The 26,998-nt window shown below is 43.2% G+C and carries 29 protein-coding genes and 1 tRNA gene; 7 read left to right on the top strand and 23 right to left on the bottom strand.

The features are described 5' to 3' along the window. Positions 1 to 226: 226 nt before the first annotated feature. From GYX26_RS06470 to gatC, 19 genes are all read right to left on the bottom strand, one after another. A complete protein-coding gene (locus tag GYX26_RS06470; RefSeq protein ID WP_174828584.1) occupies positions 227 to 700 on the bottom strand; it encodes a type VI secretion system amidase immunity protein Tai4 in 474 nt (157 codons plus the stop codon). Between the two features lie 52 nt (positions 701 to 752). After that, a complete protein-coding gene (locus GYX26_RS06465) occupies positions 753 to 1,226 on the bottom strand; it encodes a type VI secretion system amidase immunity protein Tai4 (RefSeq protein ID WP_100113460.1) in 474 nt (157 codons plus the stop codon). Beyond that, positions 1,223 to 1,456 (bottom strand): T6SS effector amidase Tae4 family protein, encoded by a 234-nt coding sequence (locus tag GYX26_RS11685; RefSeq protein WP_370520862.1) that lies wholly within the window; start codon positions 1,454 to 1,456, stop codon positions 1,223 to 1,225. The genes GYX26_RS06465 and GYX26_RS11685 overlap by 4 nt, the downstream gene beginning before the upstream one ends. Continuing rightward, entirely contained in the window at positions 1,456 to 1,623 is a 168-nt protein-coding gene (locus tag GYX26_RS11680) for a T6SS effector amidase Tae4 family protein (RefSeq protein ID WP_370520861.1), read from the bottom strand. The genes GYX26_RS11685 and GYX26_RS11680 overlap by 1 nt, the downstream gene beginning before the upstream one ends. A gap of 246 nt (positions 1,624 to 1,869) precedes the next feature. Then, positions 1,870 to 2,400 (bottom strand): inorganic diphosphatase, encoded by a 531-nt coding sequence (locus GYX26_RS06455; RefSeq protein ID WP_174828583.1) that lies wholly within the window; start codon positions 2,398 to 2,400, stop codon positions 1,870 to 1,872. Positions 2,401 to 2,837: 437 nt separating this feature from the next. After that, a tRNA-Lys gene (locus GYX26_RS06450) sits at positions 2,838 to 2,913 on the bottom strand. Between the two features lie 65 nt (positions 2,914 to 2,978). After that, the gene (serS, locus tag GYX26_RS06445; protein ID WP_174828582.1) at positions 2,979 to 4,271 is read right to left on the bottom strand and encodes a serine--tRNA ligase; all 1,293 of its coding nucleotides are present in this window, start codon (positions 4,269 to 4,271) and stop codon (positions 2,979 to 2,981) included. A gap of 79 nt (positions 4,272 to 4,350) precedes the next feature. After that, positions 4,351 to 5,394, bottom strand: coding sequence for an anthranilate phosphoribosyltransferase (gene trpD, locus GYX26_RS06440; protein ID WP_174828581.1), 1,044 nt, complete (start codon positions 5,392 to 5,394; stop codon positions 4,351 to 4,353). A gap of 51 nt (positions 5,395 to 5,445) precedes the next feature. Continuing rightward, complete coding sequence (locus GYX26_RS06435; protein ID WP_100113314.1) at positions 5,446 to 6,018, bottom strand: aminodeoxychorismate/anthranilate synthase component II; 573 nt, start codon at positions 6,016 to 6,018, stop codon at positions 5,446 to 5,448. A 39-nt stretch (positions 6,019 to 6,057) separates the two neighbouring features. Continuing rightward, positions 6,058 to 7,692: a phospholipase D family protein gene (locus GYX26_RS06430; RefSeq protein WP_202984289.1), complete on the bottom strand. Its 1,635-nt coding sequence runs from the start codon at positions 7,690 to 7,692 to the stop codon at positions 6,058 to 6,060. Between the two features lie 61 nt (positions 7,693 to 7,753). Further along, on the bottom strand, positions 7,754 to 9,232 hold the full coding sequence (gene ubiD, locus GYX26_RS06425) for a 4-hydroxy-3-polyprenylbenzoate decarboxylase (RefSeq protein ID WP_174828580.1): 1,479 nt from the start codon (positions 9,230 to 9,232) through the stop codon (positions 7,754 to 7,756). Between the two features lie 18 nt (positions 9,233 to 9,250). Then, positions 9,251 to 9,826 carry an aminoacyl-tRNA hydrolase gene (pth, locus tag GYX26_RS06420; RefSeq protein ID WP_174828579.1) on the bottom strand — a complete coding sequence of 192 codons (576 nt, stop codon included), beginning with the start codon at positions 9,824 to 9,826 and terminating at the stop codon, positions 9,251 to 9,253. A gap of 53 nt (positions 9,827 to 9,879) precedes the next feature. After that, complete coding sequence (locus GYX26_RS06415; protein WP_100089540.1) at positions 9,880 to 10,164, bottom strand: RnfH family protein; 285 nt, start codon at positions 10,162 to 10,164, stop codon at positions 9,880 to 9,882. Next, positions 10,154 to 10,588 (bottom strand): type II toxin-antitoxin system RatA family toxin, encoded by a 435-nt coding sequence (locus tag GYX26_RS06410; protein WP_100089539.1) that lies wholly within the window; start codon positions 10,586 to 10,588, stop codon positions 10,154 to 10,156. Before GYX26_RS06410 ends, GYX26_RS06415 begins: the two co-directional genes overlap by 11 nt. A gap of 21 nt (positions 10,589 to 10,609) precedes the next feature. Further along, positions 10,610 to 11,608 (bottom strand): DNA polymerase III subunit delta, encoded by a 999-nt coding sequence (gene holA, locus GYX26_RS06405; RefSeq protein WP_174828578.1) that lies wholly within the window; start codon positions 11,606 to 11,608, stop codon positions 10,610 to 10,612. After that, positions 11,605 to 12,090 (bottom strand): LPS assembly lipoprotein LptE, encoded by a 486-nt coding sequence (gene lptE, locus GYX26_RS06400; RefSeq protein WP_174828577.1) that lies wholly within the window; start codon positions 12,088 to 12,090, stop codon positions 11,605 to 11,607. Before lptE ends, holA begins: the two co-directional genes overlap by 4 nt. Positions 12,091 to 12,108: 18 nt before the next feature. Continuing rightward, positions 12,109 to 13,551 carry an Asp-tRNA(Asn)/Glu-tRNA(Gln) amidotransferase subunit GatB gene (gene gatB, locus GYX26_RS06395; RefSeq protein ID WP_255453848.1) on the bottom strand — a complete coding sequence of 481 codons (1,443 nt, stop codon included), beginning with the start codon at positions 13,549 to 13,551 and terminating at the stop codon, positions 12,109 to 12,111. Between the two features lie 15 nt (positions 13,552 to 13,566). Further along, the gene (gatA, locus tag GYX26_RS06390) at positions 13,567 to 15,024 is read right to left on the bottom strand and encodes an Asp-tRNA(Asn)/Glu-tRNA(Gln) amidotransferase subunit GatA (protein WP_174828575.1); all 1,458 of its coding nucleotides are present in this window, start codon (positions 15,022 to 15,024) and stop codon (positions 13,567 to 13,569) included. 94 nt (positions 15,025 to 15,118) lie between these two features. Next, on the bottom strand, positions 15,119 to 15,406 hold the full coding sequence (gatC, locus tag GYX26_RS06385; protein ID WP_100089535.1) for an Asp-tRNA(Asn)/Glu-tRNA(Gln) amidotransferase subunit GatC: 288 nt from the start codon (positions 15,404 to 15,406) through the stop codon (positions 15,119 to 15,121). Positions 15,407 to 15,596: 190 nt separating this feature from the next. Here gatC and GYX26_RS06380 point away from each other — a divergent pair, with 190 nt between their 5' ends. Genes GYX26_RS06380 through rodA form a run of 5 tightly spaced genes read left to right on the top strand, consistent with a single transcriptional unit; the run spans position 15,597 to position 21,197 of the window. After that, a complete protein-coding gene (locus tag GYX26_RS06380) occupies positions 15,597 to 16,634 on the top strand; it encodes a rod shape-determining protein (protein ID WP_100089534.1) in 1,038 nt (345 codons plus the stop codon). A gap of 31 nt (positions 16,635 to 16,665) precedes the next feature. Next, on the top strand, positions 16,666 to 17,556 hold the full coding sequence (mreC, locus tag GYX26_RS06375; RefSeq protein WP_174828574.1) for a rod shape-determining protein MreC: 891 nt from the start codon (positions 16,666 to 16,668) through the stop codon (positions 17,554 to 17,556). Beyond that, positions 17,549 to 18,046, top strand: a complete 498-nt coding sequence (mreD, locus tag GYX26_RS06370) for a rod shape-determining protein MreD (RefSeq protein WP_100089532.1) — start codon at positions 17,549 to 17,551, stop codon at positions 18,044 to 18,046. The genes mreC and mreD overlap by 8 nt, the downstream gene beginning before the upstream one ends. Then, on the top strand, positions 18,043 to 20,091 hold the full coding sequence (gene mrdA, locus GYX26_RS06365) for a penicillin-binding protein 2 (protein WP_174828573.1): 2,049 nt from the start codon (positions 18,043 to 18,045) through the stop codon (positions 20,089 to 20,091). Before mreD ends, mrdA begins: the two co-directional genes overlap by 4 nt. After that, positions 20,091 to 21,197, top strand: coding sequence for a rod shape-determining protein RodA (gene rodA / locus GYX26_RS06360; RefSeq protein ID WP_100089592.1), 1,107 nt, complete (start codon positions 20,091 to 20,093; stop codon positions 21,195 to 21,197). Before mrdA ends, rodA begins: the two co-directional genes overlap by 1 nt. Before the next feature lie 124 nt (positions 21,198 to 21,321). On the opposite strand, the gene clpP is transcribed toward rodA, so the two are convergent. From clpP to GYX26_RS06340, 4 genes are all read right to left on the bottom strand, one after another. Beyond that, positions 21,322 to 21,933 carry an ATP-dependent Clp endopeptidase proteolytic subunit ClpP gene (gene clpP / locus GYX26_RS06355; protein ID WP_100089530.1) on the bottom strand — a complete coding sequence of 204 codons (612 nt, stop codon included), beginning with the start codon at positions 21,931 to 21,933 and terminating at the stop codon, positions 21,322 to 21,324. 84 nt (positions 21,934 to 22,017) lie between these two features. Then, positions 22,018 to 23,337, bottom strand: coding sequence for a trigger factor (gene tig, locus GYX26_RS06350; RefSeq protein WP_174828572.1), 1,320 nt, complete (start codon positions 23,335 to 23,337; stop codon positions 22,018 to 22,020). 175 nt (positions 23,338 to 23,512) lie between these two features. Further along, complete coding sequence (locus GYX26_RS06345; RefSeq protein WP_174828571.1) at positions 23,513 to 24,376, bottom strand: DUF1853 family protein; 864 nt, start codon at positions 24,374 to 24,376, stop codon at positions 23,513 to 23,515. Between the two features lie 42 nt (positions 24,377 to 24,418). Next, positions 24,419 to 25,231: an RNA methyltransferase gene (locus GYX26_RS06340; protein WP_174828570.1), complete on the bottom strand. Its 813-nt coding sequence runs from the start codon at positions 25,229 to 25,231 to the stop codon at positions 24,419 to 24,421. A gap of 253 nt (positions 25,232 to 25,484) precedes the next feature. On the opposite strand from GYX26_RS06340, the gene GYX26_RS06335 reads away from it, so the two are divergent. Together GYX26_RS06335 and GYX26_RS06330 are read left to right on the top strand one after the other, a co-directional pair. Then, a complete protein-coding gene (locus GYX26_RS06335; RefSeq protein WP_100137241.1) occupies positions 25,485 to 26,276 on the top strand; it encodes an inositol monophosphatase family protein in 792 nt (263 codons plus the stop codon). Between the two features lie 75 nt (positions 26,277 to 26,351). Then, positions 26,352 to 26,825, top strand: a complete 474-nt coding sequence (locus GYX26_RS06330; protein ID WP_174828569.1) for a copper chaperone PCu(A)C — start codon at positions 26,352 to 26,354, stop codon at positions 26,823 to 26,825. Positions 26,826 to 26,998 lie beyond the last annotated feature (173 nt).

Below are 26,998 nucleotides of genomic sequence, written 5' to 3'. Positions count from 1 at the left end.
TAAACTATGGCTTTATTGGTAAAGTCAGTATATAAAAACACGGAAAACGCAGAAAAAATTGATAATCACCGACACCAATCTAATTGATTCATTATAGCTGCTATATTGTTTGTTTATTTCGCATAATGAATATTATGTTAAATTTGTAATATTAAACTTGAACCGATTAGTTCCCAGAAATTGGCTTGAGTTGTTATGTGTCTTGCTTCTTGTTCATTTTCACTAATTATTTTTTTCTATTTAAATCTCTATAATAATTACGAACTGTACTTCTAAATGTTTCTTGTGGATGTTCAATTACTCTTTTTCCTAAAGTATCTAATTCTTTACTATGATAAAGATCCAGACATTTTAAAAAATCAAATTTGATATCCTTTATTTTTATCTCAGCTGATGGATTTAAATAGTTGCGTGATAAATATGAATCAACCATTTGAACTTCTGCTATTATGCTTTCATTCATATCATAATAAGTCCACTCGCGTAACGCAGTTACACTACTTCCTGCATCCATTGAGGCAATTTCACTTTCTTGATAAGCATTAGCTATACAATGTGCTAACACCATATCCTTGTAGTTTTGAATAAATGTTCTGCTAGGCGCTTCGGGTGAAGTAATTTTATCGCTAGCAGCATTACACAAAAATGGCAATAACGCTGAGAAATAACCACATAGAAATTTGAGTTTAAAGTTTCTCATAGCAAACTCTAAATTTTAATTTTCAGAATTACAAGATGATTTGAAATATTTTTCATTTATTTCTATTTAAATCTCTATAATAGTTATGTAATGAACTCTTGTAAGTCTCATGTGGATATTCAACCATTCTTTTAGCTAGCCTATTTAAATCTTTGCTATGATAAAGATCCAGGCATTTTAGGAAATCAAATTTCACCCCTTTTATCTCTGCTTCAACGAGTGGATTAAAGTAATTTCGTGACAGATATGTATCTACTAAATTTTGTATCGCTTTCGTACTTTCTTCCAAATCGTAGTAAGTCCATTCCTCTAATGCACTAACACTGCTTCCTGCATCTATTGCAGCTAATTTATCATCATGATAGGCATCTGCTATGCAAAATGCCAAAACCATGTCCTTATAGTTTTGAATAATTGTTCTCTTAGGTGCTTCTGGTGATGTGATATTATTGTTTGAAGCATTACAACCAAATGATAATATAATCAGTAAACAAGCACATATGATTTGCATTCTAAAAATTTTCATAGCAAACTCCAAAAGTTAGCCCGATCTGTGGTATATGTTGACTCTGGTTCATTAAAATAGCAACTGTCATAACACTTATAGCCGTTGAATAAAGTAGCATGGCCCTCAGCATCGGACCAGCCGGAAACCTCAAATAAAATTATCCCTTTTTTTCCAATTAAGATTCCACCTCCTGAAGGCGGATAACATACAATTTCTGGCTTGCCCCATTGCACATATAAAAAATTGATTAGATGGTTATAACTCGATAGAAATACTTGAATTTCTTATCTCCCCCAGATACTGTTTGCTTTGGTATAAATGGTATTCTGAATCCAGACTGATTCAGAATATAACTCATGCGAACTGCACAAGTGTTATTCCACCTTAGTTTTGGTCTGGATGATTTATATTGTATGCAACAAGACCACCAATGATCTTAGCAACTCTTTGCCGTCTTTCTTCTAGATTATCAGCTTTATTGTAAATTATCTCAGAAGCAGCCCATGCTTTATCAAATATGTTATGTTCAGATTTTGCATTTAAGATATTTGCTGCGAAATTTTAATATCAAAAACATAAAAATTTCGCAGCTCATTTAGGGCATTTTCCTATTTATTACCACTTTACAGGTTATTGCTACCTAAATACTGTTTTTTTTAGATTACTGCTGTTGCCAACGCTGCTGAGATTCACGAATAACCTTTTTAGCTTCTTCGATATCGCCCCAGTGTGTTACTTGAGTGGTGCCAGCCTTTTTCAGATCTTTGTAGTGATTGAAGTGAAATTCAATCTGTTTAATCAATTGTGGCGGTAAATCCGCCAATGTTTGAATAGCATTACCATTGTTGCGATCATCTGCTGGTACAACAACTACTTTGTCATCAACTTCACCGTCATCAACAAATTTCATTACGCCAATAATCCGCGCTTCTAGGTAGATACCAGTGCTCAGAGGCTGGTCGGTAACGATTAAAGCATCCAGTTCATCGCCATCCTCGTCTAGTGTTTGCGGGATAAAGCCATAATTAGTTGGCTTGGCGAAAATAACCGGCTCAACACGATCCAGTTTCATTGCGCCAAGCTTGCGATCCCACTCTATTTTATGGTTGGAACCAGCCGGGATTTCTACTACTACATTGATAATACCACCGTCTACATCACCGGCATCGAGAATCTGATTAAAATCTGCCATGATTAAATGTCCTGCATTTAAGTTTAAGTGGCCGTATTGTAAACAATAGCTTTTTATTTGCCCATATTTTATTAGATATTTATTGGATAAAATTTTAAAAAGCCAAACCATATCAGGTTTGGCTTTTTTCATTTGCTGATTGCTTCGTTAGCTGGCTATGTGTTGGGTATCATTTGCCAATTTATTTCCAAATTGAACATTCATGAATGCCAATTAGACTTACTTGCATGATCAAAGCCCGCTAAAGCGATAGGCGGGCAAGCAAGTATGAAAAAAATGCACTGATAGCCACTTGGGTACCTTTTTTATTGCCGGTTGTGATTCTGACGATCTCATGATATATACATGTCAAAAAAATGTCAAAACCGGCGAATCAGTGGACTATTCATTAACATCAAAAGTGCTAGATAAAGTATTGAATATAATGCAATAATCAGTGGTGGGTCGTCAGGGGATCGAACCCTGGACAAATGGATTAAGAGTCCACTGCTCTACCAACTGAGCTAACGACCCATCTGAGCGGGAGATTATACGCGTCTTTACATTGAAGGGCAATATCCTATGTAGGTTTTTGATACTTATGGCTGCAAGACGCTTTGACCACCCAGATAAGGCTGTAACGCTGCTGGAATGTTGATGCTGCCATCTTCATTCTGATGGTTTTCCAGTACTGCAACCAATGCTCTGCCTACAGCTAAACCAGAGCCATTCAATGTATGTACCAGCTGGTTTTTGCCATCGCTGTCTTTGAAGCGTGCCTGCATGCGGCGTGCCTGAAAATCTTCGCAGTTTGAACAGCTTGAAATTTCGCGATAGGTATTTTGCGCTGGTATCCACACTTCCAGATCATAGGTTTTGGCCGCACTGAATCCCATATCACCTGTGCATAATACGATTACCCGATAGGGTAATTCCAGCAGCTGAAGAATTTTTTCAGCATGGCCAACCATTTCTTCCAGTGCTGCATAGGAGTTTTCTGGGTGCTGGATTTGCACCATTTCTACTTTATCAAACTGGTGCTGTCGAATCAGTCCCCGAGTGTCTTTACCATATGAACCGGCTTCAGAACGGAAGCAAGGTGAATGTGCGGTTAATTTTTTGGGTAATTCATCTTTGCTTAAGATGCGCTCACGCACGGTATTGGTTAGAGTGATCTCTGCGGTTGATATCAGGTATTGTTCCTGTGTATTTTCTTTATCTCCGCTGCTAACTTTATACATGTCTTCAGAAAATTTGGGTAACTGCCCTGTACCGACCAGGATTTCTGGATTGACAATGTAGGGGGTGTAATGCTCTGTATAGCCATGCTGCTGTGTATGGGTATCAAGCATAAATTGTGCTAATGCTCGGTGCAATCGCGCTATCGGGCCGCGCATTAATGCAAATCGGGCTCCGGACAGTTCTGATGCGGTTTTAAAGTCCAATCCTAATGGTTCGCCTAAATCGACATGATCTTTAACCTGAAAATCAAAATGCCGTGGTGTGCCAATGCGACGGATTTCAATGTTGTCGTTTTCATCTTTACCTACAGGAACATCGTTATGTGGCAGATTGGGGATAGTCTGGATTAAGTTGTTAATCTGGTTCTGTATGCTCTGGTAATTTTGGTCGGTTTGTTCCAGCTCTGTTTTAATCTGGGCAACCTCAGCCATTACTTCGCTGGCTTCATTGTGTTTGCCCTGTCCTTTTAGTGCGCCAATCTGTTTGGACAGGTTATTGCGTTTGGCCTGTAATTCTTCTGTACGCATCTGTAATTGTTTGCGCTGCTGTTCCAGATGGGAAAAAGCTGCGGTATCCAGATTGTAGCCACGGGTTTGTAATCTTTGGGCAATACTATTGATATCTTGACGGAGTAATTGAATGTCTAGCATGATAATAATGTGTTTAGTGACGAGTTATGGCTATTATTGTAAACGATTAGTAGTTGTAATGCAGGGTGGCTAACTGGCTTTAAATATTTTGTTGCGCAGCTAGCTGCTGTGTTTTCTGGATAAATTCAGTTTGTTTGGCTTTGGCCTTGCCTGAATCAATGGCGGTAATGGCTAAATCTACGCCCTCCTCTAATGAAGATGTGATATCGGCAGCGTAAATTGCTGCGGCAGCATTGAGTACGACTATGTCGCGACAAGGACCTTTTTCGCCGTTTAATACTGCATTCATAATATGCAGAGACTCTTCGCTATTAGATACTTTTAAGGGTTTCAGATCTTCAATAATAGGTATATCAAATTGTGCTGGATGAATATCGTATTCCATTATGGTGCCATTTTTCAGTTCGGCAACGCGGGTAGTACCTGTGAGCGTAATTTCATCCAGACCATCACTACCATGAACTACTAAAACATGTTTGCTGCCAAGCTGTTTTAATACCCGCGATAGAATTCCAACTAGATCGATATGAAATACTCCTAATACCTGATTGCAAGCTCCTGCTGGGTTGGTTAGTGGCCCAAGTATATTAAATATAGTACGGACCCCCAGCGCCCGGCGTACAGGAGCTACATAGCGCATGCTGTTATGGTGGTTTGGTGCATACATAAATCCAACACCTAACTGGTCAATACACTCCCCTACATGCTCGGGTGTTAATTCTAGTGCTGCGCCCATGGCTTCAATAATGTCGGCAGAACCGCTGGACGAAGATACTGAACGTCCGCCATGTTTTGCTACTTTGGCACCCGCAGCAGCCACTACAAACATACTGGTTGTGGAAATATTGAATGTATGCGCATTGTCACCACCAGTACCGACGATATCAATCAGATGTTCACGCTGCTGTACCGGAACTTTTGTTGCAAACTCGCGCATTACTGTAGCTGCAGCTGCAATTTCTGATACGCTTTCTACCTTGATACGTAAACCGATAAGAATGGCAGCAATAACTTCGGGTGCTACTTCTCCATTCATAATCTGGCGCATTAAATCGGTCATTTCGTCATAAAATAATTCGTTATTGTCCAGAAGACGGTTAAGTGCCTGTTGCGGCGTGATCATATTAATTCTTTCTAAAAGTAACCAGTATGTTAAACGGCTTTATTACTTCTATTATTTTTGGTGCTGTTGCAGAAAATTATGCAACATTTCATAGCCGCTTTCGGTAAGTAATCCTTCGGGATGAAACTGAACGCCTTCGATGGCGTGAGTTTTGTGCCTGATGCCCATAATCTCATTATCATCTGTCCAAGCGGTAATTTCGAGACACTCAGGCAATGTTTCTTTTTCGATAACCAGACTATGGTAGCGGGTACAGTTTACGGGATTGGGCAAATTGGAAAACAGAGAGTTATTGTGATGGTAAACAGGAGAAATTTTACCATGCATAACATTTTTGGCACGTACTATCTTGCCTCCGAAAGCATACCCAATACTTTGATGCCCCAGACAAATTCCCAGAATAGGTATTTTGCCACCAAAATGTTTTATGGTCGCTACCGAGATACCTGCTTCTTTTGGGGTACAAGGCCCAGGACCGATGACAATTTTTTCTGGTGCCAGGGCAATTATATCTTCCACAGTGATTTCATCATTGTTTTTAACGATTATTTCTTCGCCTAGCTGGCCAAGGTATTGCACGATGTTATAGGTGAAACTATCGTAATTATCAATGAATAGCAACATTAGCCATGCCTTTTAAGGGTAATATGAATCGTAGCAGTTTCAGAGTAAGCTTTCCAGAGGTAGCCATGAGAGCATTTTGACCCATATGCGCTGCCAAATACTGGTGTCGGGTTCATGATGATAAACCCTAGTTTGATTTTTGTCGTTGGTTTTCAACCATTCGAGTTTGCCCTGTGCTGAAAGTTTTACCTGATAGGTGACATCCGGTAATGCTTCGTTGATGGCCTGATTCATGAATTGTGCCATCTCGGGTGACTGGATAACTACGCCCATTTCTGTATTAAGTCGAGCCGAACGTGGGTCAAAATTGAGGGAGCCAATGTAGAGCTGCTGCCCATCTATGGTAAAGGTTTTTGCATGCAGGCTTGACTCAGAATTACCTGTAAAAACCCGATCACGTGGGCCTTTTAAGAATCCTTGATTCTTAAGTTCATAAATCTCAACACCCTCTTTTAACAGGGGAGTACGGTAATGTACATAACCAGAATGTACGGCAGGTACATCAGTTGCAGCCAATGAGTTAGTAAGGATGCGTACTCTTACGCCCTCTTCCCTGAGTTTGAACAAATATTCCAAACCTGTTTGTGTCGGCACAAAATAAGGTGTGATAACCAGCAAATCTTTTTGTGGTTCTACAACAGATGCAGCAAGTGCATTCAGGGTCAAACTGGCTTTTTCATATTTGATTACAGGTGATTGAGCTGTATCTGGTGCAACTAAAAGACTGTCAGTAGGCTGGCTGGTATTTGATTTGTTTTTGCCTTTGGGCAAAGCTTTGTCTGGATTGTCGCTTACTAGAATCAGATGTGCCCACTGGTAATTGAGAGAACCGTCCAGTAATCGGTTGATAAAGTTGTCGCGGTTGTAGGCATTACCGTAGCTATCAGCTCGCAAGTAGTTGAAACTTCGGCGCTTGAATACTGGCATGCTGGCCTGTAGTTTGTTACGGCGGTGAACGATGCTGCTGAAATCATATGCTGAAGCGCTATTCCAATAACGATCGAAATTATTGGATACCTGATTGACGATCGGCCCTATGGCCAGAATGTCCAGATCAACAAATAGTGTACCTTTACCCATATCAAAGTATTCATCGCCGATATTACGTCCGCCAAGAATAGTTATCTGATTATCTGCTGTGATTGATTTATTATGCATACGCCGATTTAAACGGGCAAAATCAGTTACATAACTTAATGCTCGCCAGTGCCGGTGCATAAATGGATTGAATAAACGTATCTGGATATTGGGTTCTTGATTAAGGGCAGTTAATACTTTATCCAGACCAACGGTATTGTTATCGTCCAGCAGTAAACGAACTTGTACACCACGTTGAGCAGCCAATACTAGTTCATGAAAGAGTAACTGGCCGGATGTGTCATTACGCCAGATGTAATACTGTACGTCCAAACTGTGCTCTGCGGCACGAATCAAAGCCATACGTGCTGCAAATGCCTCATGACCATCGTCCAAAGGATAGAGACCGGATAATCCCGGGTGCTGGGTGATCAGAGAAGCGTTGGTGTAAGCTAGAGAAGAAGGGATATCAGCTGCTATATGAGTTTCGACGCTGCGCCCTTGCAGTGAAGGCAAACTTTGGCAGGCATTTAGCATGCATAGTATGCAAAGATTCAGACATAAGGTACAGACATGATTAATATATTTGCTGTTCATGTGTGTACCGTATGTGGGTTATCCAACTGAAAACTGAAAACTGCATATTGCCTGAATAAATTTATAAACCTAAATCTTGCCATAAGGCATCAACTTTGGCTATGGTTGCTGCATCTTTGTGTATCACCTTACCCCATTCCCGGTTCGTTTCTCCCGGCCATTTGTTGGTTGCATCCAGTCCCATTTTGCCGCCAAGTCCGCTAATGGGGCTGGCAAAATCCAGATAATCAATCGGGGTATGATCGATTAAAGTGGTATCCCGTACTGGATCCATACGCGTGGTAATAGCCCAGACAACTTCTTTCCAATCCCGTATATTAATATCATCATCTACAATAATAATATATTTGGTATACATGAATTGACGCAGATAGCTCCAACAGCCCATCATTATTCTTTTTGCGTGCCCGGCATATTGTTTTTTCATACTGACAATAGCCATGCGATACGAGCATCCTTCTGGAGGCAGATAAAAATCTATAATTTCAGGAAACTGTTTCTGCAGTAAGGGAATAAATACTTCATTTAATGCGACTCCCAGTACTGCTGGCTCGTCTGGGGGTTTACCGGTATAGGTGCTGTGATAGATGGCATTTTCCCGCATGGTAATGCGTTCCACTGTGAATACCGGAAAATAATCCTGCTCATTATAGTAACCGGTATGATCACCATACGGGCCTTCAAGTGCCATTTCTTCTGGCTGTATAACCCCTTCCAGTACGATTTCTGCTCTGGCTGGGACGTGCAAATCATTGCCGATACATTTTACCAGTTCGGTACGTGAACCGCGTAATAAACCGGCAAACTGGTACTCGCTGAGATTGTCTGGTACTGGAGTAACTGCCCCCAGTATGGTTGCCGGATCACAACCCAATACTACTGATACTGGATAAGGTTTATCGGGATGTTTCTGTTTAAATGCCTGAAAATCCAGTGCGCCGCCACGGTGAGCCAGCCAACGCATAATGAGTTTATTTTTACCTAGTAATTGCTGCCGGTAAATGCCCAGATTCTGGCGTTTTTTTTCTGGTCCGCGTGTAACGGTTAATCCCCACGTAATGAGTGGAGCAGCATCTTCTGGCCAGCATTTCTGAATAGGTAACTGTGTTAAATCAACTGCGTCACCTTCAAGGACAATTTCCTGACATGGAGCCTTTTTTACGATATGTGGTGCCATGCTCCATAAATCTTTGAGTAATGGCAATTTGGAAAAAGCATCTTTGATGCCTTTGGGTGGTTCTGGTTCTTTCAGATAAGCCAGAGTTTTGCCTATTTCCCGTAACTGGCTGGTGCTGTCTGCACCCATACCCATTGCTACACGTTCAGGTGTGCCAAACAGATTGGCCAAAACCGGAAAACGATATGGTTTTCCAGCCTGACTAACAGGTTGTTCAAACAGCAAAGCCGGCCCTTGTTTGTGCAATACCCGATCAGCAATTTCTGTGATATCCAGATGGGGAGATACTGGTGTGTGAATCCGCTTTAATAGTTGTTGCTGTTCAAGAACGGAAATGAATTCACGTAAATCACGATATTTCATGACATGAACTTTCAAAATTTATTTGCTGTGCAATTGCTGCTGTACGCTGCTGTATTCACCTTTTAACAAGTGAGGCATGGCAGTCAGGGATTTTTGTATCGCCTCAGTTATTAAGGCATGTTCCTGTGCCTGCGGCTTGTTTAATACATAATGCACAACTAGATTACGGTCACCCGGGTGGCCGATTCCCAGCCGAAGTCGGTAAAAATCTGGTGTACCCAACCATGCCTGAATATCTTTTAAACCATTATGGCCGCCATTACTCCCGCCTTTTTTAAATCTAATCTGACCACAGGGAATATCCAGTTCATCATGAATAATCAGTATTTCTTCGGGTGCTATTTTGTAGAATTTAGTCAGCGCCTGCACCGCAGTACCTGATTTATTCATATATGTAGATGGCTTAAGTAGCCAGATTTCACCTTCATCCAGGTTAACTCGCGCAACCTGCCCAAAGAATTTTTTTTCTTCTTTTAAACCAATTTTCCATAAGCAGGCCAGTTCATCGACAAAGTCAAAACCTATGTTGTGTCGAGTATGTTCATATTCTTTGCCCGGATTGCCCAGACCTACTATGAGCCGGATATGAGACATGTATGTTCCTCAGTGTGTAAGCAAGCTGAATAAATGAATTTAAAAGAAAGAAACTAGTCTTTCTGCTGTGCCCGTCGCCGCCGGTTTTCTTTGGGGTCAATGAGTAATGGTCGATAAACTTCGATGCGATCCCAGTCGCACAATACATACTCATCTTTAATTTTTTTACCAAATATACCAATAGGCGCTGTATGAAAATCAATTTGCGGGAATGTTTGTGGTAAGTCTGATTGCAGTAATGCCTGACGTGCACAGGTTCCAGCAGGAACCTTCCCCTGCCAGAGATGCTGGTGTTCAGTCGTAGCATAAACTGCTTCTATAATGATGTCAGTTATCATAACGCCTGTCAGCTTCCTGAATAAAGGCATCTACCAGAGTGGTGGCAATGTGGTTGAAAACCGGACCAATCAGGGCTGAAAGCACGGCATTTGAGAATTCATACTCTAGACGAAAATCAATTTTACAGCCCAGATTATCGATAGGGGTAAATTGCCAGATACCTTCCAGTTTGCGAAAGGGACCATTGAGTAAGCTCATCTGGATTTGATTTGGTCTTTGATTGATGTTTCTGGTAGCAAAGGATTGGCGTATTTTCATGTAATCCATATGCAAAACGGCTTCCAGCGATTGTCCATCCCGTTTTAAGATATCTGTACGATTGCACCAGGGTAAAAATTTTGGGTAATCTTCTACAGCGTTGACCAGATCGAATATGTGTTCGGCACTGTGTAACACCAAAACGCTTTTTTCAACTGTTTTCATTTTTTGTCACATATGATGAAGTTATCTGCATGCTGTTGAGGCTGCCAGAGTCAGAAATAAATGCTTGATTTCTGTCCATGCATCGCCGTCTTCTACACCTTTAATTAGCCGGTCGATATGCGCGCATGTTTGTAAGGCCCTGAGTAAATGTTTAACTCCGATACGTTTGGCTGCCTGTGGCGCCAGAGTTTGTTTGTCACCCCATAGACGCAGGCTTTGGCGTAATTCACTGATGGATTTACCTTGTTTTAATACTGCAAGCAAACGCAACAGGGTACGAATATCTTCGCTGATAACCCATAACAATAGTACCGGCTCATTGCCTTCTGCGGCTAAACCATCAAGCAGACGCAACATACGCTCTGAGTTCCCGCTCATCCATGCGGTAGACAATTGAAATACATCAAAACGTGCTACATTGGCCACTGCTGCCTGTGCTTCAGCCAGGGTAACCACATGGCCTGCAGGATGAATTAGCGCCAGCTTATCAATTTCTTGCCGCGCTGCTAAAAGGTTGCCTTCAACCTTGTCTGCGAATAATGCCAGTGCATCATTGTCAATGGCCAGCTTTTGTTCTGCCAGACGTTTTTTTATCCATTGCGGTAAGACAGCCTGGCTGATTGCTTTTGCATCATATACCTGAGCAACTTTAGCCCAGCTTGCAAACCATTTGCTCTGCATTTGCTGGCGCTCCAGTTTGGGTAGTATCAGAAGCATACAGGTACTGTCCGGCAATTGTTCTGCCAACTGTTGTAGCATTGCTGCACCTTCTTTACCGGGTTTGCCAGAGGGTATATGCATTTCCAGTAATTTCTTATCAGCAAACAAGCCAACAGACTGCACCGAAGCCAACAGCGACGCCCAGTCGAAACCAGTTTCAATAACCACAACTTCACGCTCGTTATATTGCTGCTCGCGCGCAGCTGTGCGAACGTTGTCTATAGCCTCTAGCCGCAACAAATCTTCTTCACCATAAATCAGATAGGCTGCGGCTAGAGGCTGGGTAGATAACTCACTCATTCGTCAGTAATTACGGGCAGAAAAGCTAGACGACGTACAATCTGTTCGGCTGCATCAATGCGCATATCACGCCAGATCATGCGTTGTTCATCTTCTTTAGCCAAGACTTCATGATCAGAGTAATCCATATAGCGATTTACAGTTACTTGTATAGGGTTTCCCAGCGGCTGATCATGGCGATAGGCTTGTACACTAACGTTAAGTGTCAGCAAGTATTCGCTGGCTCCGCCAGACAAGTCTACTGCTGATGTAGACGAATCCTGAGTAGCTGAAATGACTTTAACCACCACATCCGGTTTTTCGGTATTCACAATAACATCTGGCTGTCGCCGCAATACTACCTCTAGTGCTCGTTGCATACTACCGCCATCAATTTTCCAGCTATGATAAGGCATTGGTGCATCAAATGCGGAAGTGCCTTTCAGATGAAAGCCACAACTAGTTAATCCGAATAGGATAGCCAGTACCAGCCAGTTTTTCATGTTTAATCCTTATAATACCTAGGCCAGTTTGCTACGCAGTAAAGACTGAACCTGTTGTGGATTGGCTTTACCACGTGAAGCTTTCATGACCTGCCCCACCAAAGCATTAAATGCTTTTTCTTTGCCAGACTTGAATTCTTCTACAGATTTCTGGTTATTGGCGAGCACTTCATCAATGATTTTCTCAATTGCGCCAGTGTCTGTCATCTGTTTCAGGCCATCACGTTCAATAATAGCATCAGCAGTCAGATCACTGTCCCACATGGTTTCAAATACCTGTTTAGCCAGTTTGTTACTTAAGGTATTGTCTGCAATCCGGCTTGTCAAACCCGCCAGACGTTCTGCACTGATTGGACTGGCGGAGATATCTATACCGGCTTTATTCAGTGCGGCAGCAAGTTCGCCCAGCATCCAGTTAGCGACCAGCTTGCCGTGACCGCTTAATTTGGCTGCCTGTTCAAACCAGCTGGCCTGAATATGATTGCTGGTTAGCAACCGTGCATCATAGTCAGAAATACCGTACTGTTCGATAAATCGGGTGGCCATTTCTTTTGGCAGCTCCGGCATGGCTGCTTTAGCAGCATCCAGCATGGCATCCGTAATGATTACTGGTAATAAATCAGGGTCGGGAAAATAGCGGTAGTCATGCGCATCTTCTTTGCTGCGCATGGCTCGGGTTTCACCTTTATTGGGATCAAACAGACGTGTTTGCTGGATAACTTTGCCGCCATCTTCAATCAGTTCAATTTGCCGCTCCACTTCATAATTAATCGCCTGTTCCAGAAAACGGAAAGAATTCAGGTTCTTGATTTCACAGCGGGTGCCGAATTCTACCTGCCCTTTGGGACGCACTGAAACATTGGCATCAATACGGAAAGAACCTTCTGCCATATTGCCGTCACAAATATCCAGCCACGTTACCAGACTGTGCATTGCTCTGGCATATGCAACAGCGTCGGCTGCTGAACGCATTTCCGGTTCGGATACCACTTCGAGCAAAGGCGTACCGGCACGATTCAGATCAATACCTGTATACTGTTCAAATTCATCATGGATAGATTTACCAGCATCTTCTTCCATGTGTGCTCTGGTTACGTTAATGGTTTTTACTTCATCACCCACTACAATTTCCAGCTGGCCATGTTCTACGATAGGCAGCTCCAACTGGCTGATTTGATACCCCTTGGGCAAATCAGGATAAAAGTAGTTTTTACGATCAAAAACATTTTTTCGGTTAATCGTGGCACCTAATGCCAGCCCAAGCTTGATGGCCTTGTTAACTACTTCACGATTCATTACTGGTAAGGCGCCGGGTAAGGCACAGTCCACCACATTAGCCTGAGCATTAGGAGCGGCACCAAATGCAGTTGATGAGCCACTAAAAATTTTTGACTGTGTATTTAACTGAACGTGGATTTCCAGACCGATTACAGTTTCCCAATTCATTCTGTCTTCTTTCAATTCGTATACTGGCAGTTATTGTGCAAATGGTGTTCTGGTATGCCAATCACTATTTTGCTGAATCTGGTGTGCAACACCAAGCAGACGGCTTTCTGCGAAATAGTTACCGATGAGCTGAACACCTACAGGCAGTCCACTGGTGGTAAAACCTGCTGGTAACGCAATGCCCGGCAGACCGGCCAGATTAAGTGAAACCGTGTAAATATCAGACAGGTACATTTGCACCGGATCACTGTTATGGCTTCCCAATGCGGGTGCCGCAGTAGGTGCAACTGGTGCCAGAATAATATCGCACTGATTTAGTGCAGCCTGAAAGTCATTTGCAACCATACGGCGTAATTTTTGTGCTTTCAGGTAATAGGCATCATAGTAACCATGAGACAGAACGTAAGTACCGATCATGATACGGCGTTTCACCTCATCACCAAAACCTTCCGCACGGCTATTACTGTACATTTCATCCAGATTGCCAAATTCAGCTGCTCGATGACCATAACGCACGCCGTCATAACGTGACAGGTTGGTACTGGCTTCAGCAGATGTAAGTACATAATAGGCTGGAATGGATAACTCAGTATGCGGCAAGGTGATATCTACAATTTCTGCCCCTTGTTTTTTCAATACTTCTATAACATTATCGATAGATGTATGTACCTGATTATCCAGCCCTTCACCAAAAAATTCACGTGGCAGGCCTACTTTCAGTCCGTGTAACGGACGGTTTAAATCCCGGGTGTAATCTTCTTTATTGCGCTCGATGCTGGTGGAATCGCGTTCATCAAAACCTGCCATGCTATTGAGTAACAGTGCACAGTCTTCTGCGGTTTGTGCCATTGGCCCGGCCTGATCAAAGCTGGAAGCATAAGCAATCATACCAAAACGGCTGACTAAACCATAAGTGGGTTTCAGACCGGTAATACCGCAATGTGAAGCTGGCTGGCGGATAGAACCACCAGTATCTGAACCGAGTGCCGCAGGAGCCAGACGTGCAGCAATAGCCGCGGCTGAACCACCAGAAGAACCGCCGGGCACATGTTCATGCTGCCATGGATTACGAGTGATGCCATAGTGGGAAGACTCGGTAGTCGAACCCATAGCAAATTCATCCATATTGGTGCGCCCGAGAGTAACCATGCCTGCATCAAGCAGATTCTGTACTACTGTAGCCGTATAGGGAGCGATAAAGTTGTCCAGCATTTTACTAGAACAGGCACTGCGCCAGCCCTGCTGGCAGAAGATATCCTTATAAGCTATGGGCACACCTGTTAACGCTGTAGCTGAACCCTGTGCCAAAAGTGTATCAGCAGCTTTGGCTTCAGCAATAGTGCGTTCTTTATCCAATGTTACATAGGCATTCAGGCTGGTATTGCCCTCTGCAATTGCAGCCAGATATTCCTGCGCCAATTCGCTGGCCGAAGCCTGTTTTGATTGCAGCAACTCACTGCACTGTTTCAATGTATAAGTTTTTGGCATAATGGTTATATAGCTTTCAGGCAACACTTGCTAGAGGCTGCCTGCGATAAATTCAAACGAAATAAAGATAAGGTTAATATCATGAAGTATGAGCTTATTCGATAACCTTGGGTACGAGATACATATCCTTGTCTACCAGAGGAGCGCATGACTGTAACGCACTGTGCTCATCTTTTTCAGTAACGCAATCGTCACGTAAACGTAATGCCACTTCATGTGGATGCGCCATTGGTTCAACCCCATCTGTGTTGACTTCCTGCATTTTTTCGACCAGATCGAAAACATGATTAAGTTCTGCCAGCATATTATTTCGCTCTGTTTCTGAAAGACTCAAGCGAGAGAGGCGTGCGAGCTTATCTACATCACTTAATGTTAAAGCCATCAAAAATCCTTAAATTTGATTTAGCAAAACGGGCAAACTGCGGTATCATTGCGCGTTCTGATTCGGTTATTACATAGTGTCGAATTATAACCGAAAACCCTATTCTTTGGCGCATTGATTTGCTTTGGTTAATGTGTCACACAACAGCTTTTGCCATACTTATAATTTAAAAGTTCATTAGGACAGCCTCATGTTTCGCTTTTTTACCAAATATTTATCCAATGATCTGGCTATTGATCTCGGTACAGCCAATACTTTGATTTTTATTAAAAATAAAGGGATCGTACTGAATGAACCGTCAGTTGTTGCCGTGCAAAACGATACCATAAATGCTAAAAATGGTATGCTGGCGGTAGGTACAGCAGCAAAAAAAATGCTGGGACGCACTCCGGGTAGTATTCAGGCAATCCGGCCAATGAAAGACGGGGTGATTGCTGACTTTAATGTCACTGAAAAAATGCTCAAGCAATTTATCAAAAAAGTAAACAATAGCCGCTTTACTGCACCACGTATTGTTATCTGCGTGCCTTGTGGCTCAACTCAGGTTGAGCGCAAAGCCATTCGTGACTCTGCTCTGGCTGCTGGAGCGTCAATTGTTAACCTGATTGAAGAACCAATGGCCGCAGCTATTGGTGCAGGTTTGCCTATTGAAGAACCTACTGGTTCCATGGTGGTTGACATTGGTGGTGGTACAACTGAAGTGGGCGTGATTTCCCTGTCTGGCGTGGTTTATTCTCACTCAATCCGTGTAGGCGGAGATGCGTTTGATGATGCAATCATCAACTATGTACGACGCAATTACGGCATGCTGATTGGTGAATCAACTGCTGAGGAAATCAAGAAAAGCATCGGTTCTGCTTTCCCAGGTATGGAAGTTAAGGAAATTGAGGTTAAAGGCCGTAATCTGGCTGAGGGCATTCCCCGTGCCTTTACAATTAGTTCGAATGAAGTACTTGAGGCACTGACTGAACCATTAAACCAGATTGTGCAAGCCGTTAAAAACGCTCTGGAACAGACGCCACCGGAGCTGGGTGCTGATATTGCCGACCGTGGTTTAGTACTGACTGGTGGTGGTGCATTACTGAAAGGTTTGGATCGATTGCTGTCAGAAGAAACCGGTCTGCCAGTGATGATTGCCGAAGATCCGCTGACTTGTGTTGCTCGTGGTTCTGGTCATGCGCTAGATATGATTGGTAAAATGAATTCTGTATTTGTATCCAATCCTTAAACACCGTAATGTTTGTTTAATATAATTAACAATGGCAGAGCCTTCACTAAATTTTGTCCACAATGGCCTGCGCAGTACCAGTAAACTGGTTGTTTTGTCACTGGTTGCGGTTGCATTGCTGTTGCTTGATAATCGTTATGATGTGGTTAAAATCAGCCGCAATTATATCGGTACGGCCTTATATCCCTTGCAATGGCTGGCCATGCAGCCGGTTAATGCTGTTTCCAATAGCATGGTTTTTTTTGAAAAACAGCAAAACCTGAGCAATGAAAACAGGATGTTAAAGGCGCAAAATGCGCAGCTGAAACTGCAAATCAGTCAGTTGGATGTACAGTTAAAATCTGTAGTTAGCCTGGATCATTTGTCCCAACTCCAGAAAGCAGCGCTACCACAGGCACAGGTGGCACAGATTGTATCCAATGATGCCAATCCACTGGCTGACCGTTTCATTATTGATAAGGGCAGCCACCATCAGATTCGTCAGGGTGATGCGGTAAGCGACGAACATGGGCTGATTGGTCAGATTACGTCTGTTCAGCCATTAAGTTCTGAAGTCACCTTGATAACCAGTAGTAATACAGTTATTCCGGCGATGGTGATGCGAACTGGTGTACGTACACTGATTTATGGCCGTTCGGGCAGTCTGGATCTGCGCTATTTCCCAGCCAATGCAAGTCTGATGCGTGACGACTTACTGGTTACGTCCGGAATGGACAGTATTTATCCGGCGGGTATCCCTATTGCTACTGTGACACAGGTGCAAAGTGGTAATGGTTCGCCTTATTATCGTGTACAGATTGAACCTGTTGCACAGTTACACAATAGCAATTTTGTACTGGTTATTCCACAAAAGCATGGGCAGACTGCTCATTATTCTGCTGATGTAGCAGTTACTAACCCACCCTCTGCCAATCATGACTGAAGTTGACAGCCTGCACCGTCGTACCCGAAAACGGCTTATTGTATTGAGCCTGGTGGTTGCACTATTTCTTGACCTGATTCCTTTTCCTCAGCCTCTGGCTGGCTGGTTGCCAGCCTGCACAGCTATGATGACTTTGTACTGGAGCTTACACCGGCCAAAAAACATTGGTATCGGTATGGCTTTTGTACTTGGTCTGGTGATGGATGTTGGCCTTGGTACACCGTTTGGGCAACATGCATTGGGTTTAATGGCGGCAGTATATCTGGTTGAGCAAAACCGGCATCAGATACTTGGTTATTCCTATGGATATCAGGCTCTGACTATTTTTGGCTGCCTGATGCTGATGACATTATTATTGGTGATTGTACATTTCTTTTCAACCCATCAGTTTACTGGCTGGAATCTGTTTGTTTCTCCATTCATCAGTGCTCTGCTCTGGCCTCTTTTATCCAAGTTCATGCTTTATCTCGCCTATTCCAGACGTCTATGAAAGCACTGCAATTTCGAACCAAAAAAAAACGCCCATCCAAACCTGCTCAATATGGTGATCTGGGGCTGCGGATTGCGGTTGCTTTCATATTGATTATCGTCTGTTTCTGCATGCTGATTGCCCGCTTTGTCTATTTGCAGGTAATTAAATATGACGACTATGTTATTGCAGCCACTAACAATCGCATCTCGCTGATACCCACGCCACCGATACGAGGTGAAATAGTTGATGTTAATGGTGTGGTACTGGCACATAATTATCCAGCCTATTCGCTGGAAATCACCCCAAATCAGGTGCATGGCAAACTTGAAGATACAATTAATGCATTACGTGCGTATGTAGATATCACACCTGGTGACCTGAAACGTTTTAAAAAATTCCGTGCCGACTATCGTTCCTATGACAAAGTGCCATTAAAACTTAAGTTAACCATGGAAGAAGCCAGCCGGCTGGCTGCTGAACTGTATCGTTTTCCGGGTGTAGAAATTAATGCACGAACATTTCGGGATTATCCGTACGGCGAATTGCTGGCACATATAGTGGGATATATCGGCCGTATCAGTGACCGCGATATGACTGCTCTTGAGAAAGCCAATCTGACTGCGTTATACCGTGGTAGCACACATATCGGCAAAATGGGACTGGAAGAATACTATGAGCGGCAGCTGCATGGTGTTCCAGGTTATCGTGAAGTTGAAAAAGATGCGCAAGGTCATATTGTCCGTACAATTAAAACAGTACCGGCAATTCCCGGGCAAACACTTCGTTTAGGACTGGATATCCGCGTACAGCAGGAGGCAGACCGCCTGATGGGTAATAAACGGGGTGCTTTGGTAGCTATCAATCCGCAAACGGGTGCAATATTGGCAATGGTATCCAAACCGAGTTATAACCCGAATTTGTTTATTGATGGAATTGATACGGACACATGGAAAAGTCTGAATGAGGACTGGCGCCATCCCTTATTGAATCGTGCTACACAGGGAATGTATCCGCCCGGTTCTACTTTCAAACCATTTCTGGCTATGGCTGCGCTCGAAAGTGGCAAGCTTACCCAAAGTACAGTTCTGCCTGCGCCAGGAGTATGGAGTATACCGGGTTCAACCCATCAGTTTCGTGATGCTGCCCGTAGCGGACATGGTTCGGCCAATCTGAGCAAGGCTATTCAGGTTTCATCAGATACATTCTTTTATCGTCTGGGTTATGAAATGGGTGTAGACCGTATGTCACCTTATTTAGCCCAGTTTAATCTGGGTAAACAGACCGGTATCGATATAAATCATGAATACACGGGGGTATTACCTACGCGCGCATGGAAGGAAAAAAGATTTGCACGCAATAAGCCACAGGCGCGGGTATGGCAACCGGCAGATAGTGTTAGCATGGCCATTGGACAGGGCTACAATGCTTACACTCCTTTACAGATAGCCTTTGCTACAGCAATTCTGAGTAATGATGGTATAGTCTATCGTCCTCATCTGGTTCAGGCTTTGCTCGACCATAATTCACAAAAAATGACCCTAATCGACCCGCAACCGGTTCGAACATTACCATTTAAGCGCAGCAATTTTGAATACGTTAAGGATGCAATGCAAAAGGTATTGAAACCGGGAGGTACTGCCGCGGCAATCGGTTCGGGTTTGAGTTATTCCATGGGTGGTAAAACCGGTACAGCACAGGTGGTGCAGATTAAACAGGGTGCCCGTTATAATGCTGCAGCACTGAAAATGCAGCTACGTGACCATGCCTGGTTTATTGCTTTTGCGCCGGCTGATAAGCCACAGATTGCCATTGCCGTTATTCTGGAAAACAATGGCTGGGGAGCAACAGCTGCACCACTTGCCCGGCAATTGGCTGATTTTTATCTGTTGAAATTAAAAAATCTACCCAGTGCAGGCCAATCAACCAACGCTTCAGATTTACCAGTGAATGATTTATCCAATAATGCCATGATGGATGCACGGCGGCATGATGAACATAGTCAGGCTGCTTTGCCGCCATTACTGCGCGCTTATCGTCCCCAGTCTGGCTTGCGAGATAAATGATGATTAATGAAAAACAATGGCTCAAACGCTTTTGGTACAAATTGTGGGCACCAATGGATGTATGGCTGTTTTATGCCATGCTGACCATTTATGTGATGAGTCTGTTTCTACTGTATTCTGCCGACGGACAGGATTTTGGCCAGCTGGAAAATAAAACTCTGCATACCATTCTCAGTTTTATTTTATTGTGGGTGATTGCTCGTACGCCACCACAGATATTAAGTAATTTTGCTTTACCGTCGTATTGTCTGGGTATATTGCTGCTGATTGGTGTACATTTTGTCGGAATTACTGTAAATGGTTCTACTCGCTGGTTGAATATTGGTATAGCTCGTATTCAGCCTTCGGAAATCATGAAAATTGCGGTTCCCATGTTATTGGCATGGTATTTTCAGAAAAACGAAAGTAATATACGCTGGTATCACTATAGTATTGCCTTTGTGCTGATTTTTATTCCTGTAGCACTGATTTTAAAACAGCCGGATTTGGGTACAGCTACGTTAATTATGGCATCTGGTTTGTTTGTGATATTTTTCGCCGGTTTACCGTGGAAAGTCATTATTTCAGCGATTATTGGTTTCGTGGCCATGCTGCCTGTAATCTGGAATTATGGGATGCATGATTATCAGCGCATGCGGGTTTTAACTTTGCTTGATCCCACGAAAGACCGCCTTGGTGCCGGATATCATATTCTGCAATCAATGACTGCAATTGGTTCTGGTGGTATCTGGGGTAAAGGCTGGCTGGAAGGCTCACAAACTCATCTTGATTATATTCCCGAATCAACGACAGACTTCATCTTTGCTGTGTTTGGTGAAGAGTTTGGGCTGATCGGAAATATCCTGCTAGTTACTGTATACACATTTATTCTTATGCGTGGGTTATATATTACCTTTAAGGCACCTACACTGTATTGCCGTACCTTGGCTGGTGCTTTGACCATGACCCTGTTTTGCTATGCATTTGTAAATATGGGCATGGTTAGTGGTATTTTACCTGTGGTTGGTGTGCCTTTACCGCTAGTGAGCTACGGTGGTACCGCTACTTTATCGGTAATGGTTATTCTGGCAATGCTGATGGGTATCAGTAATCAGCGCAAACAGTAATACCAGATTGCATCTTGATTGATACTTTTTTTGGCGACAGTAGTAAAAAATCGAAACCTTATAAAAGGTTTCGATTTTTTTTGCATAAATATAAAAGCTGAATCTAAATATCTATCTAAGCTTTTTACTTGGGTCTGTGGGTTAGGACTTCATCAATCAGGCCGTATTTTTTCGCTTCCTCAGCCGACATAAAATTATCGCGATCGGTGTCTTTTTCAATTTGAGCCAGTTTTTGGCCGGTATGGCGCGCCAGATGTTCGTTTAATTGTTTTTTCAGCTTGAGTAATTCACGCGCATGGATTTCGATATCCGAAGCCTGGCCACCCAATCCACCACTGATAAGTGGTTGGTGAATCATGACCCGGCTGTTTGGCAAAGCAAATCGTTTACCTTTAGCTCCAGCCGACAGGAGGAAAGCGCCCATACTTGCAGCCTGCCCCAGACATAAAGTTGCCACATCAGGCTTGATGAAATTCATGGTATCAAAAATGGACATACCGGCAGTTACCGACCCGCCCGGAGAGTTGATATAAAGAGAAATATCCTTATCAGGATTTTCACTTTCCAGAAACAGTAACTGGGCTACAACCAGATTGGCAGTTTCATCGGTAACTGGGCCAACCATAAATATAATCCGTTCTTTGAGCAGGCGCGAATAGATGTCATACGCACGTTCTCCGCGGCCACTCTGTTCTACAACCATAGGTACCAGACCCAGATTTTCAATATGTGACATGTTTTTTCCTCAATTGAAATAAAAGCACCCAAGCAGCTTCACAACTACTTCGGTGCTTTGGTCGTTGTTTAATGCGTATTACATTCAGGCCTGAGCCTGTTGCCCCATAACTTCATCAAAAGTCAGCACTTTATCTGCCACTTTTGCTTTACTTAAAACGTAGTCAACTACATTCTGCTCTATAGCCAGTGAGGTAGGTGCCTGCAGATTCTTTTTATCGCTATAGTACCAGTCGATAACTTCTTGCGGGTCTTCATAGCTATCCGCAAATTCATTGATTACGTTACGTACCTGTTCTTCTGATGGTTCCAGTTTTTCTTCGCGCACCAGTTCGCCCATAATCAGGCTGATGGCCACACGACGGCTGGCCTGCTCATTGAACATATCCAGTGGCAATTCCAGATCTTTTTGATCCATACCCTGTGCCGCAAAATTTTCTTTCATTCGCGCGGCCATGGTTTTTGCTTCTTCAGTAATCAATGATGAAGGAACATCAACCGGAGTGGCAGCCAGTAAGGCATTAATGGCACTGTCTTTAGTCATTTCACTTACACGACGGTTTACTTCACGGCTGACATTTTTCTTGATTTCAGCACGCATTTTCTGTACATCGCCATCTTCAATACCCAGTGATTTGGCAAATTCTTCATTTACTTCTGGCAGCACTGCTTCAGAAACATTTTTCAGTGTAATGGTGAAAATAGCAGTTTTACCGGCCAGATCCTTGCTCTGGTAATCTTCTGGGAATGTAACGGAAACTTCTTTTACATCACCCTCTTTCATACCAGCAATACCTGCTTCAAAGTCTGGCAACATCTGGCCTTTGCCCAGCAGGAAAGGGTAATTTTCGGCAGTGCCGCCTGCAAATGCTTCACCATCAATTTTACCAGCAAAATCGATGATAACCCGATCATCGTTACGCGCTTCACGTTCTACATGATTGAAACGGGTACGTTGCTGGCGCAGGATATCTACGGTTTTGTCAATTTCTGTGTCGCCAATTTCAGTACTGAATTTAGTTACTTCCTGAGCACTTAAATCACCGATTTTAATTTCAGGGAATTCTTCAAATACCACGGCAATTTTATATACTTTTTCATCATCCTGCTCAGCATCTTCCAGCGCAGTAAGACTTTTCAGGCCGGCAACCTTCAGTTTTTCAGCTACGATGAGGTCTTCAAATGCTTTATGGGTCATTTCATTCAGCACTTCATCGCGAATGCCATAACCATACATGGAATCAATCATTTTCAGCGGTGCTTTACCCGGACGGAATCCATCAATACGAGCACGTTTCTGTGCTACTTTCATGCGTGCGTTAACTTTTGCTCGGATGTCTTCCCAGTTCAGAGCCAAAATGATTTTACGCTCTAAATTATCTAGTTTTTCTACTGTTACGCTCATCGTAAACCCTTAGATGTCAGTTGATCTGATTTGGTTCATTTGTCTTAAAAAGTACTGCTTGGGCTGTACGCACACGGGCATTCACTCATGCAGACAAAAATTAAATGGCAAGTGTACCATAAGCCTTTATAAAAGCCTATGTAATGACAAAACACTTTCTGCAGTTTGTGGCTGATTAGCTGTGCTGACCTGTTTTCATTATTCTTTCTACTTCATGCCAATAGCCATCGGCGTGTTGTTGCACCAATGCTATCATGCCCTGCCTGATTTGCTTAATCTGATTGAAATTAACAATTGCATTACTGCTTACGCGTACTGGCGACAGAAAGGATAAATGGTCAAGTACATAGAAGCGATGGTGCTCCTGAAATTCAAATTCTGCCCAGTTTTCAATGTAACGCCCCTGCCAGCATAAAGGATGTAACGGTGCCTGAAAGTGCTGGTTGGCTGAGGGTGTGAATAGCATGCCACGGATAATACTGGCTTGCTGCAACAGGCTGGTTTCAAGTATCAGGTCTTTTAAAGCACTTTCAGCAGCAGGCTGAACACTTAATGCCAGCTGCTGCTTGATTTTGTGCATTTTATCTATCAGCCGGTCTGCTTTGTTCAGACCAATAAAGCTTTCTGCTTTGTCTGACTGGCTGCCATAATATTTGCAGGTTAATTCCAGATGAAAAATCTGGTCATTTAGCTGCACAATGAAATCAAAGGCTCCTACTGTGCGCTGATTATCCTGAACGGGCAAATTATGAGCAATTAAGCGGCTGTGCGGCGCATGTAAAAACCAGTAGTAAAGTAAATGTTCTGCATATACCCCCAGATGAGTCTGATAGCCACCATGTTGTTTCAGAAACAGGTACAGATTATCCGGCTGTTCATCCAGTGACAGTAGAAATCGAAATCCCTCATCCCCTAATAATATTGAAACGGGCAGCTCAGCAGATGATATCCAGGGCGATGGCGCGGTCAGCAAGCTGGCCAAATCACGCACAATCGTTTTTTTCAGACGCCACCAGACTGGATCAGAAGCATAATTCATAAGTTTTTCTCCTCTTGTATAGACAGATTGTGCAATTGGGTGCTAATTGTGCTTTTTCTGTATTTGCTGATTTATGGTGTTATAAAAGCCACGTAAGACATCAATATCTTCTGTGCTTAGCTGGGCACGGTCAAACATGGCCGCCATGCGCCGCATTAGCCGTTCTTCATTGCGACGGTTAAAGAATCCGGCATTGCCCATCACCTCACGTAAATGCTCTACCATACTGCTTGTCTGCTGATGTGTGGCCAGATTCTGTTCCTGCTTTAAATGAGCCATGCTGATATCAACGTGACTGAACAGCTCATAACAGATTACCTGTACAGCCTGTGCCAGATTGAGGGAAAAATAATCCGGGTTACCATTGATGGTAATCAAACGGTTGCAGCTTTGTACCTCTTCGATACTCAAACCAAAAGTTTCATTACCAAATACAAGTGCTATTTTCTGCCCAGCACGTGCGGCATCAATTAGTGATGGCATAATTTCGCGTGGCGCATGCAATGGTGCAGTCAGTTCACGGCGCCGGCTGGTTAATGCACAGGACAATGTCGTTTCTGCCAGTGCTTCATTGAGGGAGGCAACAATTCGCGCATTCTCCAGTACATCACGTGCACCTGATGCAAGAGTAAAACTTTCTTCAGGCAGAACGAAAGCAGCAGGATTTGCATGATCAAACACAGCGGGCTCTGGTGTCATCGGAGTCTGCATCAGATTGGGTGCAACCAGTGTCAATCTGTTTAACCCCATTGTCTTCATGGCTCGTGCTGCTGAGCCAATATTTGCCGGATGGCTGGTGCGGGTAAGCACAACAGTAATGTTATTAAGAAAATCTGGAAGTATGGGTTTATTCATGTTTGCAATTAAAATAGGGATAGTGCTCTCAGACAGTGGAACACTGATAAATCCTGTATATTATAGCAAAATCATCCTGTGCAAACGGTAGGTCTGGCGTGCCGGTTTGGGAAAAAGCATTTTTTGCCGTATAATTGCCTTCTATCTATTCTGTTTAATTGCCGCAATGTTTTTGAGATGCGGCATTTGTTCTTTAACATACATCATTTTGTATCTGTTTTAAGCTTTTATCAGCCCTATCACGAGAATTAGCATGAATCCTATTTTAACTACTGCCTGGAAAGCAGCACGCAAGGCCGGCCAAATGATGCATCGTGCCAGCAGCAATTTAAATACTATAAAAATTGATAATAAAGCTGCTAATGATTTTGTTTCAGATGTTGATCGTGAGGCAGAACGTATTATTGTTAACACTCTTCAGGAAGTGTACCCGCACCATGCCATTTTGAGTGAGGAAGCTGGCTATCTGGGTAACGACAATGCTGAATATCAGTGGATTATTGATCCACTGGATGGAACCACCAATTATTTGCATGGCCATAAACAGTATGCCATTTCAATGGCATTGCTGCATAAAGGAACTTTAACTGAAGCGCTGGTTTATGCACCGGAGCAAAATGATTTGTATGTGGCCAGCCGCGGTCAAGGTGCATTACTGAATGATAAACGCATTCGGGTGAGCAACCGCATTGATTTGTTGCGCAGCCTGATTGCAACGGGTTTTCCAGTTGTTGACCAGAGCATGATGGATACTTATCTGGCCATTTTAAAAGATGTATTGGCGAAAACAGCCGGTGGCCGCCGTGAAGGGTCTGCGGCACTGGATTTATGTAATGTAGCCTGTGGCCGTGTAGATGGATATTTTGAGTTTAATCTGAAACCGTGGGATATTGCAGGTGGTGCTTTGATTGTGCAGGAAGCTGGCGGTATTGTTACCGACATGCAGGGCGAGCAGACTTGGCTGGATAGTGGTGACATTGTGGCTGCTAATCCGAAAATTCTGGCACAGTTATTGCAAATTATTGCACCTCATTTAGCAATATAATATATTTTGTGGTGGTTTATGCGGTTAAACCGCTACCACCAGATTTTATATCTGTCTTTGATAGGGGTAATAGTCATGAAAAAAGTTCTGTTTACCACTTTGTTAGCTTCATATGCAGGTCTGGTATTAGCACAAGGTATTGTAGCCAATAATGCATGGGCACGATTCAGCGTACCCGGTATGTCTTCCAGCGGTGTATTTATGGATTTGGACAATCATTCTGGTAAAGATGATGTATTGCTGAGTGCATCCACACCGGTAGCAATGTCCAGTGAAGTACATGAAACTATTGAGGTAAACGGTGTGATGAAGATGCGCCCGCTAGCACATGGATTGCCCTTGCCTGCCGGACAGGTAACCCAGCTACAGCCGGGTAAAATGCATATTATGTTGATGGGTTTGAAAAAACCACTGATAAAAGGGACTACCATTCCTGTGCGCCTGACCTTTCGCCATGCCAAACCGATTACCCTTAATGTGCCAGTTAGTGTCGCACCGGCCACTAAGACAGATGCGGCTATGCCAGAACACTCGCATATGCATCATTAAGTTAGCCTGCCAGCTGGATAACTGAACTGGCTAACTTAAATTCCAAACCTGAATTTACTCAGGTAATTCTATGTAACTATTTGTATAATCAGTGCTGTGTTTTCAGTGTCGATTATATTTGCTGTCAGTAATAGATATTTCTCAAATATATAGTCTCATAGCAGGCAGATTAC

The sequence above is a fragment of the Snodgrassella sp. ESL0253 genome, assembly GCF_013344965.1.
In the GTDB taxonomy this organism is placed as follows: Bacteria; Pseudomonadota; Gammaproteobacteria; order Burkholderiales; family Neisseriaceae; genus Snodgrassella; species Snodgrassella alvi_B.
The sequence above is the reverse complement of the archived record's forward strand: the minus strand, read 5'-3'. Positions and strand labels throughout refer to the sequence as shown.

What these genes read in the sequence shown, in the direction of transcription:
- lptE (WP_174828577.1), bottom strand. Translation starts at nt 12,090, where the DNA reads ATGAAAAACTGGCTGGTACTGGCTATCCTATTCGGATTAACTAGTTGT.
- GYX26_RS06430 (WP_202984289.1), bottom strand. Translation starts at nt 7,692, where the DNA reads ATGAACAGCAAATATATTAATCATGTCTGTACCTTATGTCTGAATCTT.
- GYX26_RS06455 (WP_174828583.1), bottom strand. Translation starts at nt 2,400, where the DNA reads ATGGCAGATTTTAATCAGATTCTCGATGCCGGTGATGTAGACGGTGGT.
- rodA (WP_100089592.1), top strand. Translation starts at nt 20,091, where the DNA reads ATGATTAATGAAAAACAATGGCTCAAACGCTTTTGGTACAAATTGTGG.
- trpD (WP_174828581.1), bottom strand. Translation starts at nt 5,394, where the DNA reads ATGATCACGCCGCAACAGGCACTTAACCGTCTTCTGGACAATAACGAA.
- tig (WP_174828572.1), bottom strand. Translation starts at nt 23,337, where the DNA reads ATGAGCGTAACAGTAGAAAAACTAGATAATTTAGAGCGTAAAATCATT.
- GYX26_RS06470 (WP_174828584.1), bottom strand. Translation starts at nt 700, where the DNA reads ATGAGAAACTTTAAACTCAAATTTCTATGTGGTTATTTCTCAGCGTTA.
- clpP (WP_100089530.1), bottom strand. Translation starts at nt 21,933, where the DNA reads ATGTCACATATTGAAAATCTGGGTCTGGTACCTATGGTTGTAGAACAG.
- pth (WP_174828579.1), bottom strand. Translation starts at nt 9,826, where the DNA reads ATGTCTCATATCCGGCTCATAGTAGGTCTGGGCAATCCGGGCAAAGAA.
- GYX26_RS06380 (WP_100089534.1), top strand. Translation starts at nt 15,597, where the DNA reads ATGTTTCGCTTTTTTACCAAATATTTATCCAATGATCTGGCTATTGAT.
- gatA (WP_174828575.1), bottom strand. Translation starts at nt 15,024, where the DNA reads ATGCCAAAAACTTATACATTGAAACAGTGCAGTGAGTTGCTGCAATCA.
- GYX26_RS06340 (WP_174828570.1), bottom strand. Translation starts at nt 25,231, where the DNA reads ATGAATAAACCCATACTTCCAGATTTTCTTAATAACATTACTGTTGTG.
- GYX26_RS06415 (WP_100089540.1), bottom strand. Translation starts at nt 10,164, where the DNA reads ATGATAACTGACATCATTATAGAAGCAGTTTATGCTACGACTGAACAC.
- holA (WP_174828578.1), bottom strand. Translation starts at nt 11,608, where the DNA reads ATGAGTGAGTTATCTACCCAGCCTCTAGCCGCAGCCTATCTGATTTAT.
- GYX26_RS06410 (WP_100089539.1), bottom strand. Translation starts at nt 10,588, where the DNA reads ATGAAAACAGTTGAAAAAAGCGTTTTGGTGTTACACAGTGCCGAACAC.
- gatC (WP_100089535.1), bottom strand. Translation starts at nt 15,406, where the DNA reads ATGGCTTTAACATTAAGTGATGTAGATAAGCTCGCACGCCTCTCTCGC.
- GYX26_RS06465 (WP_100113460.1), bottom strand. Translation starts at nt 1,226, where the DNA reads ATGAAAATTTTTAGAATGCAAATCATATGTGCTTGTTTACTGATTATA.
- GYX26_RS06335 (WP_100137241.1), top strand. Translation starts at nt 25,485, where the DNA reads ATGAATCCTATTTTAACTACTGCCTGGAAAGCAGCACGCAAGGCCGGC.
- GYX26_RS06435 (WP_100113314.1), bottom strand. Translation starts at nt 6,018, where the DNA reads ATGTTGCTATTCATTGATAATTACGATAGTTTCACCTATAACATCGTG.
- mreD (WP_100089532.1), top strand. Translation starts at nt 17,549, where the DNA reads ATGACTGAAGTTGACAGCCTGCACCGTCGTACCCGAAAACGGCTTATT.
- mrdA (WP_174828573.1), top strand. Translation starts at nt 18,043, where the DNA reads ATGAAAGCACTGCAATTTCGAACCAAAAAAAAACGCCCATCCAAACCT.
- mreC (WP_174828574.1), top strand. Translation starts at nt 16,666, where the DNA reads ATGGCAGAGCCTTCACTAAATTTTGTCCACAATGGCCTGCGCAGTACC.
- ubiD (WP_174828580.1), bottom strand. Translation starts at nt 9,232, where the DNA reads ATGAAATATCGTGATTTACGTGAATTCATTTCCGTTCTTGAACAGCAA.
- serS (WP_174828582.1), bottom strand. Translation starts at nt 4,271, where the DNA reads ATGCTAGACATTCAATTACTCCGTCAAGATATCAATAGTATTGCCCAA.
- GYX26_RS06330 (WP_174828569.1), top strand. Translation starts at nt 26,352, where the DNA reads ATGAAAAAAGTTCTGTTTACCACTTTGTTAGCTTCATATGCAGGTCTG.
- GYX26_RS06345 (WP_174828571.1), bottom strand. Translation starts at nt 24,376, where the DNA reads ATGAATTATGCTTCTGATCCAGTCTGGTGGCGTCTGAAAAAAACGATT.